This is a genomic window from Streptomyces sp. YIM 130001 (assembly GCF_003574445.1).
In the GTDB taxonomy this organism is placed as follows: Bacteria; Actinomycetota; Actinomycetes; order Streptomycetales; family Streptomycetaceae; genus Streptomyces.
In genome coordinates this window covers 180,553-193,894 of record NZ_KZ984562.1, presented here as the reverse complement: position 1 = coordinate 193,894, position 13,342 = coordinate 180,553, and the positions used below count along the sequence as shown (strand labels likewise).

The 13,342-nt window shown below is 71.4% G+C and carries 13 protein-coding genes; 5 read left to right on the top strand and 8 right to left on the bottom strand.

Annotated elements, in window-relative coordinates; genetic code table 11:
- Nucleotides 1–263 precede the first annotated feature (263 nt).
- A complete protein-coding gene (locus DSC45_RS25495; protein ID WP_119294322.1) occupies nt 264–449 on the bottom strand; it encodes a hypothetical protein in 186 nt (61 codons plus the stop codon).
- A 162-nt stretch (nt 450–611) separates the two neighbouring features.
- Here DSC45_RS25495 and DSC45_RS25490 point away from each other — a divergent pair, with 162 nt between their 5' ends.
- Nucleotides 612–1,718, top strand: coding sequence for a DUF5937 family protein (locus tag DSC45_RS25490; RefSeq protein ID WP_119294262.1), 1,107 nt, complete (start codon nt 612–614; stop codon nt 1,716–1,718).
- A gap of 82 nt (nt 1,719–1,800) precedes the next feature.
- Here DSC45_RS25490 and DSC45_RS25485 read toward each other — a convergent pair whose 3' ends face one another.
- Together DSC45_RS25485 and DSC45_RS25480 are read right to left on the bottom strand one after the other, a co-directional pair.
- On the bottom strand, nt 1,801–2,499 hold the full coding sequence (locus DSC45_RS25485) for a response regulator transcription factor (RefSeq protein WP_119294321.1): 699 nt from the start codon (nt 2,497–2,499) through the stop codon (nt 1,801–1,803).
- A 73-nt stretch (nt 2,500–2,572) separates the two neighbouring features.
- The gene (locus tag DSC45_RS25480) at nt 2,573–3,787 is read right to left on the bottom strand and encodes a sensor histidine kinase (protein WP_119294261.1); all 1,215 of its coding nucleotides are present in this window, start codon (nt 3,785–3,787) and stop codon (nt 2,573–2,575) included.
- Between the two features lie 185 nt (nt 3,788–3,972).
- Here DSC45_RS25480 and DSC45_RS25475 point away from each other — a divergent pair, with 185 nt between their 5' ends.
- Nucleotides 3,973–5,028, top strand: a complete 1,056-nt coding sequence (locus DSC45_RS25475; protein WP_119294320.1) for an SAM-dependent methyltransferase — start codon at nt 3,973–3,975, stop codon at nt 5,026–5,028.
- Here the strand turns inward: DSC45_RS25475 and DSC45_RS25470 are convergent.
- Nucleotides 4,993–6,144, bottom strand: coding sequence for an NADH-quinone oxidoreductase subunit D (locus DSC45_RS25470; protein WP_119294319.1), 1,152 nt, complete (start codon nt 6,142–6,144; stop codon nt 4,993–4,995). The genes DSC45_RS25475 and DSC45_RS25470 overlap by 36 nt on opposite strands.
- Nucleotides 6,145–6,188: 44 nt before the next feature.
- Between DSC45_RS25470 and DSC45_RS25465 the strand changes: the two genes are divergently transcribed.
- Together DSC45_RS25465 and DSC45_RS25460 are read left to right on the top strand one after the other, a co-directional pair.
- On the top strand, nt 6,189–6,749 hold the full coding sequence (locus DSC45_RS25465) for a PH domain-containing protein (protein WP_119294260.1): 561 nt from the start codon (nt 6,189–6,191) through the stop codon (nt 6,747–6,749).
- 86 nt (nt 6,750–6,835) lie between these two features.
- Nucleotides 6,836–8,104, top strand: a complete 1,269-nt coding sequence (locus DSC45_RS25460; protein ID WP_240434848.1) for a PH domain-containing protein — start codon at nt 6,836–6,838, stop codon at nt 8,102–8,104.
- A 187-nt stretch (nt 8,105–8,291) separates the two neighbouring features.
- On the opposite strand, the gene DSC45_RS25455 is transcribed toward DSC45_RS25460, so the two are convergent.
- The 4 genes from DSC45_RS25455 to DSC45_RS25440 form a co-directional block, all read right to left on the bottom strand.
- Nucleotides 8,292–9,401, bottom strand: a complete 1,110-nt coding sequence (locus DSC45_RS25455; protein ID WP_119294258.1) for a hypothetical protein — start codon at nt 9,399–9,401, stop codon at nt 8,292–8,294.
- A gap of 214 nt (nt 9,402–9,615) precedes the next feature.
- Entirely contained in the window at nt 9,616–10,599 is a 984-nt protein-coding gene (locus DSC45_RS25450; protein ID WP_119294257.1) for an ABC transporter substrate-binding protein, read from the bottom strand.
- Nucleotides 10,599–11,294 carry an ABC transporter permease gene (locus tag DSC45_RS25445; RefSeq protein ID WP_119294256.1) on the bottom strand — a complete coding sequence of 232 codons (696 nt, stop codon included), beginning with the start codon at nt 11,292–11,294 and terminating at the stop codon, nt 10,599–10,601. The genes DSC45_RS25450 and DSC45_RS25445 overlap by 1 nt, the downstream gene beginning before the upstream one ends.
- Nucleotides 11,291–12,007, bottom strand: a complete 717-nt coding sequence (locus tag DSC45_RS25440; RefSeq protein WP_119294255.1) for an ABC transporter permease — start codon at nt 12,005–12,007, stop codon at nt 11,291–11,293. The genes DSC45_RS25445 and DSC45_RS25440 overlap by 4 nt, the downstream gene beginning before the upstream one ends.
- 139 nt (nt 12,008–12,146) lie before the next feature.
- Here DSC45_RS25440 and DSC45_RS25435 point away from each other — a divergent pair, with 139 nt between their 5' ends.
- Complete coding sequence (locus DSC45_RS25435; RefSeq protein ID WP_119294254.1) at nt 12,147–13,331, top strand: ABC transporter ATP-binding protein; 1,185 nt, start codon at nt 12,147–12,149, stop codon at nt 13,329–13,331.
- Nucleotides 13,332–13,342: the final 11 nt, after the last annotated feature.

Below are 13,342 nucleotides of genomic sequence, written 5' to 3'. Positions count from 1 at the left end.
GCTTCATGCGCGCGTGTAGCCCGAGGCTTGGAGCACGCGGTGTGCGATGCCGCGTCGGTTCCCGGTTCTCACGCGTCGGTTCCCGGTGCTCACGCGTCAGTTCCCGGTTCTCACGAGTCAGTTCCCGGTGCTTACGGGGCATCCGGTGGCCGAGTGGAACGCAACGGCGGACGACGTCCACGCCTCGGTCGTGGACGTCGTCCGCCGGATGCCCCGCAGGGCTCGCGCGAGAGGACCGGTACACGGCCCCCGGACACGGGAGCTCACGCGACGCGACGGCGGAGCAGCCGGGCGAGCAGTCCCGGGCGATGCGCCGGCCTGGCCGCCCTGCGCGCGTCCCGCAGTTCCGCGATGACGCGCCAGTCGTCCCGGCCCGGAGCCGGCGGGATGGCCTCGCCGCGCTGCACGGCGCGGTAGACGTCGAGTGCGTGGGTCGAAGTGATGCTCATGGTGATGCCTCCGGTGCTGGTCACGAGCGGTGAACGGCCTCCGGGGACCGTCGGCCCCCGGACATCACCGACACTGCGCCCGCCCGTCCCGTCCGGTCACGTCGATTGACCGGAGCCGTCAATCGACGAGGCGTTGTCGTACCCACACGGCACCATGGGGGTGTGAGCGTGAGCATCGACATCAGCGGACTGCGGACCGAGCGGATCACCTGCGCGGTCTCACCCCTGGCCGAGCTGGGCATGGCCCTGCACGCGCTGGGCGAACCGGGCCATCACCCGTCCCTGCGCGGCTGGTCGGCCGGCGTCTCGTCGTGCCTCGACCCGTGCCTCGCGGACCGCATCTCCGAGGCGGACTTCCTGTGGCGTACGACGTTCTCCGACGTCTTCCTGCCGTTCGCCGGGCTGCCCGGCCGGGAGGCCGCGCCCGGCGGGACGCTCGCCGAGGAACTCGACCAGTTGGACAAGCTCACCGACCGCCAGTTCGTGGACGCCGCCCTGGAGTTCACCTGCGGCTACCCGGACTCGCATCCCGGCCCCGACGTGCTGAGCGACCCCGCGGCCCGGCGTCGCGCCCTGGACCTGGCGGCCGCCCGCGGACCCCACCAGGTCGCCTTCACGCACCGCCTGCTCGACGAACCGCCCGCCGTACGCGGCTGGCTGCGGCGGCTCCTCGAGGAGTGCGACGAGGCGTTCTTCGCGGACGTCTGGGCCCGGCTGCGTCCCGAGCTGGCGGCGGACGTCCGCCACAAGAAGGAGTTGCTCAAGCACCGCGGACTGGCCGACGCCCTGGCCTCGGTGTCCCGCGCGGTCGACCTCGACGAGCAGGGCACCCGGATCACCGTCGACAAGTTCGCCGACGGACACACGACGACGGGCTCCGGCGGCCTCGCCATGGTGCCGACCAGCCTCGGCCGCCCGCACCTGATGGTGCTGCACCGCTACGGCTGGCAGCCCGTGCTGCACTACCCGGTCGCCGCGGAAGCCCTCACCACGCGCGCGTCGGTCGATCAGCTGACCCGGCGCATGGAGGCGCTCGCCCACCCCGTACGCATCCGGCTCTGCCGCTACCTGGCCCGCGGCGCGTACACGACGGGCGAGCTGGCCGACTCGCACGGCATGACGGCGCCGGAGATATCCAGGCACCTGACGGTGCTCAAGAAGGCCGGTCTACTGACCACGCAACGGCGCGGGCGGTACGTGCTGCACCAGCTCGACCTGACGACGGTGGCCAGGCTCGGCGGCGACTTCATCGAGAACGTCCTGCGGTGAGCGAGGCGGAACCCGTCGCATCCGCCATCCCGCGCGCGGGACAGCACCCCGGAAAACGCCCCGGACAGCGCCAGGGAGCGCGTCAGCCGGCTCCGCCGCCCGCCCGCACGAGCCCCGTCTCGTAGGCCAGCACCACCACCTGCACCCGGTCGCGCAGGCCGAGCTTGGTGAGGATCCGCCCCACGTGGGTCTTGACCGTGGCCTCGGAGAGCACCAGACGGGCAGCGATCTCGCCGTTCGAGAGGCCCTGGGCGACCAGGACCATGACCTCGCGCTCGCGGTCGGTGAGCCGCTCCAGCTCCTTGTGCTGCGGCCCCGCCCCGGTGTGCGGCAGCATCGGCGAGAAGCGGTCGAGCAGCCGGCGCGTGGTGGACGGTGCGACGACCGCGTCACCGCTGTGCACGGCGCGGATGGCGGCGAGCAGCTCACCGGGCGGCACGTCCTTGAGCATGAAGCCCGAGGCACCGGCCTTGAGCCCGGAGAAGGCGTACTCGTCGAGGTCGAAGGTGGTCAGGATGAGCACCTTCGGGCCGTGCTTCTCCGCATCGGTGCGGCCGGCCGCCGCCGCGGCCTTGGCGGGCGCGCAGATCCGGGTCGTCGCCTCGACGCCGTCGAGGCGCGGCATCCGGACGTCCATCAGGACCACGTCCACCGCCGTGGAACGCAGAACCTCCAGCGCCTCAGCACCGTCGCCCGCCTCGGCGACCACCTCCATGTCCGGCTGCGCGGCGAGCACCATACGGAAACCGGTGCGCAGCAGCACCTGGTCGTCGACGAGCATCACGCGGATCGGCTGGCTGTCCAAGGCGGGTCCCTCCAGGGGGTCGTCGGCGGGGCGCCGGCGACGGCTACGGTCAGTGGGCGGGCTTGAGGGGCAGCAGGGCACTGATCCGGAACCCACCGCCGGGCCGCGGCCCCGCGTCCAGGGTCCCGCCGACCATACCGACGCGCTCCCGCATGCCGATCAGCCCGTGGCCGCTGCCGTCCGCGCCGCCGTCCTCGTACATCTCGTGCGGCGCGCCCTTGCCGTCGTCCTCGATCAGCAGGCCGAGACCGTCGTCGAAGTAGACGATGCGGACGCTGGCACCGGCGTTGTCGCCGCCGTGCTTGCGGGTGTTGGTGAGCGCCTCCTGCACGATGCGGTACGCGGTGAGCTCCACGCCGCTCGGCAAGGGCCGCGGGGTGCCCTCGATCTTGAAGTCGACGGTCAGACCCGACTCGCGGCACTGCTCGACGAGCTCGTCGATCTGCTCGACGTCGGGCTGTGGCACGTACTCGCCGGTCTCGCGCTGCTCACCGGTACGCAGCACGCCGAGCAGCCGGCGCATCTCCGCGAGGGCCTGGCGGCCGGTGCCCGAGATGGTCTCCAGGGCCTTGCGCGCTTGGTCGGGGGCGGCATCCATGACGTACGCCGCCCCGTCCGCCTGGACCACCATCACCGAGACGTTGTGCGCGACGACGTCGTGCAGCTCGCGGGCGATCCGGGCGCGCTCGGCGGCGACAGCGACCTTGGACTGCGCCTCGCGCTCCTTCTCCAGACGGTTGGCCCGCTCCTCGAGCTGCGCGAAGTAGGCCCGCCGGGTGCGTATCGAGTCGCCGAGCACCCAGGCGAGCACGAAAGGCACCATCAGGAAGGCGGTGAACAGGACGTTCCCGGCGGCGCTGACGTTTTCCTCGGGCCAGCGCAGCTGGGCGACGGGCGCCGCGAGCAGTCCGCCCACGAGCCCGAACCGGCGTGACCACGGGGCCCCTTCGGCCGCCGTCGAATAGATGATCACGAGCATGGCGAAGTTGGCCGGCAGCACCTGGACATCGGTGACCACCTGGATCACACCGGTCGCCGCGGCGAGGAGCAGCATCCGCTCCGGAAGCCTGCGCCGGAGCGCCACCACCAGGGACAGCAGAAGCGTGACCGCGACGGCCACGGCCTCCGGGCCCCTGCCGGGGCTCTCACCGTTCACATCCACGTTGGACGCGACGCTGACCACACTCACCAGCAACAGGACGACAGCCCAGAAACTGTCGACACCTGTCGGATGTCTGCGGAGGAAGTCGTAGAAGCGCTGCACGTAACCCAGCGTAGGTACGGCACGCACGGGCCGGGGTCAACCGCAGGGCCGATCCCTGCGTCCTCCTCGTACTCCCCAAGGTGGAGGCTCCCGGTCCAGTAGCGCGACCTAACCTCGTTGTCGTGACCACGGATGAGGCGAGCGGCGGGCAGGACAACGGGCCGGGCGACCGGGCGGACGACGGCGTGAGTGCCCGTCCGCACAGCGGGTCGACCGGCTGGCGGGAGGCCGCCGAGGCGGCGCTGTACGGGCCGGGCGGCTTCTACCTGCGGGCGGAGGGACCGGGCCGGCACTTCCGCACCTCGGTGCACGCCTCACCGCTGTTCGCGGCCGCTGTCGCCCGGCTGCTCCACCGGGTCGACGAGGCGCTCGGGCACCCGGACGAACTGGCTTTTGTGGATCTGGGCGCAGGCCACGGCGAGTTGACCGCAGGCGTGCTCGCCGCACTGCCGGCACCGGTGGCGTCCCGCACGCGCGCGTGGGCGGTGGAACGCGCGGCCCGCCCGGCCGGTCTGGACGACCCCCGCATCGAGTGGACCGCCACGCCTCCCGAGGACGTCACCGGCCTGCTCTTCGCCAACGAATGGCTCGACAACGTGCCCCTGGACATCGTCGAGAACGACCGCGACGGCCACCCGCGCCTCGTCCACGTCACCCCCGACGGCACCGAGTCCCTCTCCGGCCCACCCCCCGCCGCCGACGCCCGCTGGCTGGAACGCTGGTGGCCGCCGGCCGACGAGCCCGGTCTGCGCGCCGAGTCGGGCCGTACCCGCGACGAGGCCTGGGCCGCCGCGGTGGGCACGCTCGCGGCCGGCCTCGCGGTCGCCGTGGACTACAGCCACGCGCGCGTGGACCGTCCCGCCTTCGGAACCCTGACCGGCTTCCGCGACGGCCGCGAGTGCCGGCCCGTACCCGACGGCTCCTGCGACCTCACCGCGCACGTGGCCCTCGACGCGTGCGCGGCAGCCGGTGCGCTCACCGCCGGCGGCGCGGAGCCGGTCCTGACCACCCAGCGGGCCGCACTCGCCGCCCTCGGCATCTCGGGCGTCCGTCCACCGCTGTCCCTCGCGTCCACCGATCCGACGGCCTACGTGCGGGCCCTCGCGTCCGCGGGCGAGGCGGCCGAACTCACCGCCCTCGGCGGCCTCGGCGACTTCGGGTGGCTGGCGCAGCCCGTCGGCGTGGCGACCGGGCTGCTGCGAGGCCTACTTGTCGATGTCCCCGACGACGAAGAACAGTGACCCCAGGATCGCCACCATGTCCGAGACCAGCGTCCCGGGCAGCAGCTCCGCCAGCGCCTGGATGTTGTTGTACGAGGCGGACCGCAGCTTGAGCCGGTACGGGGTCTTCTCGCCCTTGGACACCAGGTAGTAGCCGTTGATCCCGAGCGGGTTCTCGGTCCAGGCGTAGGTGTGGCCCTCGGGGGCCTTGAGGACCTTCGGCAGTCGCTGGTTGACCGGGCCAGGCGGCAGGTCGGCGAGGCGGTCGAGGCAGGCGTCGGCGAGGTCGAGCGCGTTGTGGCTCTGCTCGAGCAGGCACTCGAAGCGAGCCAGGCAGTCGCCCTCCTGCCGGGTGACCACCTTGAGCACGGACTGCAGCTCCCCGTAAGCCAGGTACGGCTCGTCGCGCCTGAGGTCGAAGTCGACACCGGAGGCGCGGGCGATCGGGCCGCTCACCCCGTAGGAGTGCGCGGCCTCCGGGGTCAGTGCGCCCACTCCCCTGGTGCGGCCGCGGAAGATCTCGTTGCCGAGCACCAGACGGTCGTAGACGTCCATCCGCGAGCGGACCGAGGCAACCGCCTGGCGGGCCCGCGACGTCCACCCGAGCGGAAGGTCCTCCTTGAGGCCGCCGACCCGGTTGAACATGAAGTGCATCCGGCCGCCGGAGACCTCCTCGAGGGCCGCCTGGAGCTCCTCGCGTTCCCGGAAGGCGTGGAACATCGGGGTGATTCCGCCCAGTTCGAGCGGGTACGAGCCGAGGAACATCAAGTGATTGAGTACGCGGTTGAGCTCGGCGAGCAGGGTGCGCAGCCAGACGGCCCGCTCCGGGACCTCCATCCCGAGCATCCGCTCGACGGCGAGGACCACGCCGAGTTCGTTGGAGAACGCGGACAGCCAGTCGTGGCGGTTCGCGAGCATGATGATCTGCCGGTAGTCGCGCGCCTCGAAGAGCTTCTCCGCCCCTCGGTGCATATAGCCGATGACCGGCTCCGCCTGCAGGATCCGCTCACCGTCGAGGACGAGGCGCAGTCGCAGCACGCCATGGGTGGACGGATGCTGGGGGCCGATGTTCAGCACCATGTCGGTGCTCTCCGCGGCGCCGCCGATCCCGACCATGGTCTCCGTCTTGGGACTCATGGCGAACAGTCTCTCGTACATAGGGTGGACACATGGATACGGGGATGACGGACGCCGCTGACGGACAGGACGAGCCGGTCGGGCGGGACGAGCCGGTCGAGCCGGTCCGGCAGGACGAGCCGGTGGAGTCCGTCCGGCAGGACGAGCCGGTCTGGACAGGGTTGCCGCACGCGATGCTGCGGATGCGTCGGCTGCTGCTCGCGCTGTGGATGGTGCCGCTCGCGGTGGCGACGGGCGTGCTGCTCGGGATCTTCGCCGGGCCCCCGTGGGCGACGTTCGCCCTGGTCCCGATCGGGTTCCTGGCCTGGGGCTGGCCGCTGCTCGGACGGAACTGGCGCTCCTGGCGGTACGCCGAGCGGGCGGACGATCTGCTCATCCAGCGCGGCGTTCTGTGGCACGAGCAGACCGTGGTGCCGTACGGGCGGATGCAGCTGGTGGAGGTCGAATCGGGGCCGTTCCAGCGGAAGTTCGGACTGGCGAGCCTGCAGTTGCACACGGCCGCGGCGGCGACCGACGCGACGATCCCGGGACTCGAGCCGGCCGAGGCGGAACGTCTGCGGGACCGGCTCACGGAGCTGGGCGAGGCCCGTTCGGCGGGGCTGTGACCAGCGAGAAGGGGGCCGCGGAGAGCACGGGCGGCGGTGCGGCCGAGGAAGACGCCCCCGGCCGCCCCAGCGGCACGGAACGCCGCCTGCACCCCGTCACACCACTGCGCCGCGCCTGGGCTCCGGTCGCCGTGCTCGTCGGCTGGGCGGTGCACGACTTCGACCAGGCACAGCGCCGGCTCTCCGACCTCACCGGCACGCACCTGCTGATCGGCCTGGGCGTCCTCCTGCCGGCCGCGGCCCTGTACGGCTTCCTCAGCTGGTGGTTCATGCATTTCTCGGTCACCGACACCGAGCTGCGCATCCGGACCGGCCTGGTCTTCCGGCGTACCGCCCACATCCGGCTCGACCGGCTGCAGGCCGTCGACATCAACCAGCCCCTGCTCGCCCGCTTCCTCGGCGTGAGCAAGCTCAAGATGGACGTCATCGGCACCGACTCCAAGGACGAGTTGGCCTTCCTCTCGGACACGGACGCACGGGCCCTGCGCGCCGAACTGCTCGCCCGGGCCGCCGGTTTCGCCCCCGAGACGGCCAACGATGTCGGCGAGGCCCCGTCCGAACAGCTGCTGCACGTCCCCCCGCGGACCCTGTTCATCGCACTGCTGCTCTCCGGCTCCAGCTGGCTGCTCCTGCTCGGAGCGCTCGCCGGACCGCCCTTCCTGTGGTTCACCACGCACAGCATCGGCCTGCTCATCGGCACCGGCATCCCCCTGCTCGGCGCCGCCTTCGCCAGCACGGTGGGCCGTTACGTGAAGGAGTACGACTGGACCGTGGGCGATTCGCCGGACGGCCTGCGGATCGACCACGGGCTGCTCGACAAGGCCCACGAGACGGTGCCGCCCGGCCGCGTACAGGCCGTGCGGATCGTCGAGCCGCCCCTGTGGCGGCGGCGCGGCTGGGTCCGCGTCGAACTGGACGTGGCGGGCTCCGCCAACGACCTGCTCGTGCCGGTCGCCCCCCGCGAGATCGCCCAGGAGCTGATCGCCCGGATCCTGCCCGGGGTGACCGTGCCGACGGAGCTCTCCGCGCCGCCGGCCCGCGCCGCCTGGTGCGTGCCGGTGTGGTGGCGAGGGCACGGACTCGCCGTGACGGACACGGTGTTCGCGTCCCGGCACGGACGGCTCACGCGCACCCTGGCCCTGGTGCCGCACGCGAAGGTGCAGAGTGTGCGACTGCTCCAGGGGCCGTGGATGCGCCGCAAGGGCGTGGCGGACATCCACGTGGAGACCGGGGCCAATACGAGTGTCGCGGCGCGGATGCGGGACGAGGAGGAGGCGGCGAAGCTGCTGCACTCCCAGGCGGACCGCTCCCGCACGGGCCGCCGCACGGCGCGGCCGGACCGGTGGATGGCTTGAGCCGCGGCCCAGAAGTCCCGCACGGCGCACGGCCTGCGGGGACACCACCCAGGTGTGCCCCGAATGCACTGACCCGAAGGCTCTGCCGCGCCAACTGACCGCCATACACGAATCGTCCGGCCCACAGGGACCGGACGATTCGGATGGATCTCGGACGACGGGAACGCCGTCCGGTGGCACGCCTCCCTCAGGAGATCGCCGACCGCAGCTCCGCCACATCGAGCTGTTCGGTCTCGTCGTGCGCCGTGAGGTCGATGACCTGGCCCACCGCTCGCTCCCCGTCACCCGGAGCACGGAACTCCGCCTCGGACTCGGCCTTGTGGATCGCCAGCGCCTCGGCGCCGACCACGTCCGCCAGATCCTCGTTCTGCACGTCGTCGGCAGCCACGCGGGGCTCCTCCGCCGCGTCCGACCCGTCCGTTCCGTCGGCCGGGTCCGCCTTCGTACCGAAGAAGTCGAAGCCGCCCATCGCCCTCACGCGTCGGGGGCGGTGCGGGACGACGGCCGCGGCGGCGGACACCGCGCTCTGCTGCCCGGAGAGAGCGCGCTGCTCCGTGGCCGGCGTCTCGGTCTCGGCGGTGGAGCGCTCGTGGGAGGCGGCGCCGGTGACGGGCTCCCCCGGCGAAGGCTCGGCCGGGGCCGCGTCGCCGCCGGAGGCCGCGGCGGCCGAACCCGTCCGGCGCGCCGATCCGTTCGCCTGGTCCGCGCCGTTGCGCGTGAGGTTGTCGAGGGCCACTCCGGCCCGCAGGTACAGCGACGGGCTGAGGCCGCCGGTCGTGGTGCCGCGCGGGCCGCCCTTGTCCGGGCCACTGCCGGCGGGCGGCAGCGCCTTCGCCGGTGCGGCCGCCTCTATCGCGAGCCGCCTGCGGCCCTCGAGTGCGCTCGCCCGCTCGGTCTCCGCCGTCGCGTACCGACGCAGCAGTGCCGCGTGCTCGCCGCGCAGTGCCGCGAGTTCGCCCCGCTTGGAACGGAGCTTGTTCTCGAGGCGGGTACGCAGCTCGCGCGACTCCTCGACGTCCGACTCCAGTTCGGCCACCAGTTCCTCGTGACGCCACTCGTCGCCGGCCCGCGCGCGCGTCAGCTCGGCCACCCGCTTGCCCGCCGTACGGTCCCAGCGGCGCATCACCACGGCGGCGACCACCGCGGCCGCGGCTGCGCCCGCGGCGAGCGAACGCAGCACCACGGGTTCCGCGAACAGCCAGGCGCCGGACGCGCACAGAACGGACACGCCCGCGATCGTCGAGGGAGGCAGCAGCCTGTGCAGGGGTGGGGAATGGCGGTGACGTCCTCGTGGCATGGCCAGAAACTTACCGCGCGTACGCGGCCTGTGAAGCCCCGCCCGCCAATCTGTTCCCTTGCGGTTACGTAAAGAGGCGCGTGTTTCCGGTACTTACCGGTCGACTTCCGGTACTCGCCCGCCGACCGGCCTCAGCACGCACCGCGCGACTCGCCCTCACCGGTCGGCCGGCCCCCCGTTGCCGGCCGACCGCTCACGCGACCGGCAGGTGCCGCTACTTGCCGGTCAGGCCCTTGGACTCGAGGTACTCCTTGGCCGCGTCGGCCTCCTTCACGCGCTCCGCGTCCACCTTCCGGTTCAGCTGGACCAGGTCGTCCGTGGTGAGCGTTTCGGTCAGTTTTCCGAGAGCGGCGGCAATCTCCTTGTCGCCCGCGTCCTTGGCGTTGACCACCGGCAGGATGTTGTCCGCGTTCTGCAGCTTCTTGTCGTCGTCGAGCAGGACGAGGTCGAAGTTCTCCAGAGTCGCGTCCGTGGTGGTGGTCAGCACCAGTTGATCGGTGCCGTCCTTGACCGCCTGCTTCGCCTGCGGAGTTCCGACGCCCTTCGGGTCGATTCCGGTGACGTCGATTCCGTACGTCTTCTTCAGACCGGGGGCGCAGAACGGGCGGACCTCGCATTCGTCACCGGCCGCGACCTTGACCTTCAGATCCGTCTTACCGAGATCCGAGAGGGTTTTGAGGTCGTTCTTCTCGGCGTATTTCTTGGTGACCGCGAAGGCGTTCTGATCGACGGCCTTGCCCGGGGGGAGCACCTTCAGCCCGAGCGGTTCGGCGAGCTTCTCCAGAGCGGCCACGGTGTCGTCGACATCGCTGGAGGCGACCGGCTTCGCGTCGGGTCCGTTCTTCTCCGTATTGAGGAACTCGGCGAGCGTCGCCGCGTATTCCGGTACGACGTCGATCTGGCCCTTCTCCAGGGAGGGTTCGTAGAGTTCGCGGTTCTCGACGGTCTTGATGGACGTCTTGTAACCGGCGTCCGCGAGTATCTGGCTGTAGAGCTCGGCCATCACCTTGGACTCGGTGAATCCGGCGGAACCGACGACGATCGTGCCCTTGCCCGAACCGCCGCCCTTGCCGGAACCCTTCTCGCCCGAGTCGTCGCCCTCCAGGCTGTCACCGCCGCAGGCGGCGAGGCCTGCCGTCAGGGCGAGTACGGCGACCGCTGCCGAGGCCGCGCGGGTACCGCGCCGGTACTTGTACATCAGGAACCACCGTTCAAAGAGAGAGATTGAGTGCGGCGGCGCATCGGGTCGAACAGCCGCCCGCCCGCCACCAGTACGGCCTCGACGAGCAGTGCGAGCACCGCGACCAGGAACGCACCGGCCACCACCTGCGGGGTGTTGCGCAGGTTGAACCCGGCCGTGATGATCCGGCCGAGGCCGCCCTCACCCGCCATCGCGGCCAGCGTCGCCGTGGCGACCACCTGCACGGCCGCCGAGCGCAGCCCGGTCATGATCAGCGGGTAGGCCAGCGGGAGTTCGACCCGTACGAAGAGCTGCCGGCCGCTCATGCCCATGCCGCGCGCCGCCTCCACCACCGAACGGTCGACCTCGCGCATGCCGAGGTAGGCGTTGGTCAGCAGTGGCGGTACCGCGAAAAGCACCAGGGCGATCAGGGTGGGCGCGTCCCCGTACGTGCCGAGCGGCGTGAGCGACAGCAGGACGAGCACCGCGAGGGTCGGGACGGCCCGGCCCACGTTCGAGATGTTGACGGCGAGTGCGCCGCCCTTGCCGATGTGCCCCAGGTACAGGGCGATCGGGAGCGCGATGAGGCAGGCGATGACCAGGCAGGTGGCGCTGAAGTAGAGATGCTCGCCCAGGCGGTTCCACACGCCGCCCTCGCCCTGCCAGTGGTCACTGGAACCGAGCCAGTCGATCGCGCCCGATATCGCGTTCATGCTGCTTGTGCCACCTTCTCCACCGGGGTGCGGCGAGGGCGGCCGCGCCGTATTCGGGTCCAGGGCGTGAGCCACCGCTGCAGGCCGAGGAGCAGCAGGTCGGCCACCACCGCGAGCAGTACGCAGAGCACGGACGCGGTGAGCACCTGCGCCTTGAAGTCGGTCCGCAGACCGGACATGATCAGGCCGCCCAGACCGCCGTAGTCCACGATGGCGCCGACCGTGGTCATGGCCACCGTCGACACTGTGGCGATCCGGACTCCGGCCATCAACGCGGGCAGCGCGAGCGGCAGTTCGACCTCCCACAGCAGGCGCCCCGGCCCGTAGCCCAGACCGCGCGCCGCCTCTCGGGCGTCTTCGGGCACGGCCTCCAGGCCCGCCAGGATGTTCCGCACCAGGACGGTGAGCGAGTACAGCACGAGGCCGGTGACGACGAGGGCGGCCGAGAGACCGAACACGGGCAGCAGCAGCGAGAACATCGCGAGCGACGGCACCGAGTAGAGCGCGGTCGTCAGTCCGAGGACCGGGCCGGCGAAACGGCGTCCGGCGCGTGCGAGCAGCGCGAGCGGAAGCGCCACCGCGAGGCCGATGAGGACGGAGACGACCGTGATCCCGATGTGCTCGACCGTGGCGTCGATCAACTCCTGGCTGCGAGAGCTGACGTACTCGCCGCACACCCAGTCGTTCGCCACCAGACAGCTCTGTCCGGCCATTCCCCCCACCTCCCCGAACTGGTGTCCTCGATACGTCTGGTGACCCTAAACCCGACCACCGACAATCGCCGAGCCTCGTCCACAGCCGTTGTATTGCAGCAACATTGCTGTCACACAACACCCACCACAATGGGGAGCCATGATCCGGTTCGAGCACGTCACCAAGCGCTATGCCGACGGCACCTCAGCCGTCGACGACCTGTCCTTCGAGGTCGCCGAGGGTGAGTTGGTCACGCTCGTCGGCCCGTCCGGCTGCGGGAAAACCACCACCATGAAGATGGTGAACCGGCTCATAGAACCGACGTCGGGCCACATCTTCCTCGAGGACGAGGACATAGCCGACATCGACGCCGTCGAGCTCAGGCGCCGTATCGGCTACGTCATCCAGCAGGTCGGCCTCTTCCCGCACAAGACGGTCCTGGAGAACACCGCGACCGTCCCCCACCTGCTCGGCTGGAAGCGTTCCAAGGGCCGCGACCGCGCCGCCGAACTCCTGGACCTGGTGGGTCTCGACCCGTCCGTGTACGGCGACCGCTACCCCGACCAGCTCTCCGGCGGCCAGCGCCAGCGCGTGGGCGTGGCCCGCGCTCTCGCCGCGGACCCGCCGGTGCTGCTCATGGACGAACCGTTCGGCGCGGTCGACCCGGTGGTCCGCGAGCACCTGCAGAACGAATTCCTCAGACTTCAGGCCTCCGTACGCAAGACCGTCCTGTTCGTCACGCACGACATCGAGGAGGCCGTCCGCCTCGGCGACCGCATCGCCGTCTACGGACAGGGCCGCATCGAGCAGTACGACGCCCCCGCCGCCGTCCTCGGCACCCCCGCCACCGATTACGTCGCCGATTTCGTCGGCGCCGACCGCGGCCTCAAGCGGCTCTCGGTCACCCCGATCGAGCCCGGTGACCTCGAACAGCCGCCGGTGGTACGCCTCGACGACTCGCTCGAACGCGCCGCACAGCAACTGCGCACGGACGACGCGCGCTGGGCCGTGGTCCTGGACGCCGACGACCAGTTGCACGGCTGGCTGTCCGCCGATCAGATCACGGCGGACGTACGGGGCGCCGGAAAGTCCCGCACGGTCCGCGAGCACGCCCGCCGGATGGAGGCCTGGCTTCCGGTCGGCGCCTCGCTCAAGCAGGCGTTCGCCACGATGCTGCAGCACGACGCGGGCTGGATCGCCGTGATCGACGAGGAGTCGGTGGGCCACTTCCTGGGCGTGCTCACCCCGGCGACGCTGCACGAGGCGCTGCGCCGGTCGACTGCGGCGGACGCGCGTGACGTCCCGCGCGCGGAGGTGGAACTCGAGACGGTCAGGGGCAGTTGATCCGGCGCTCA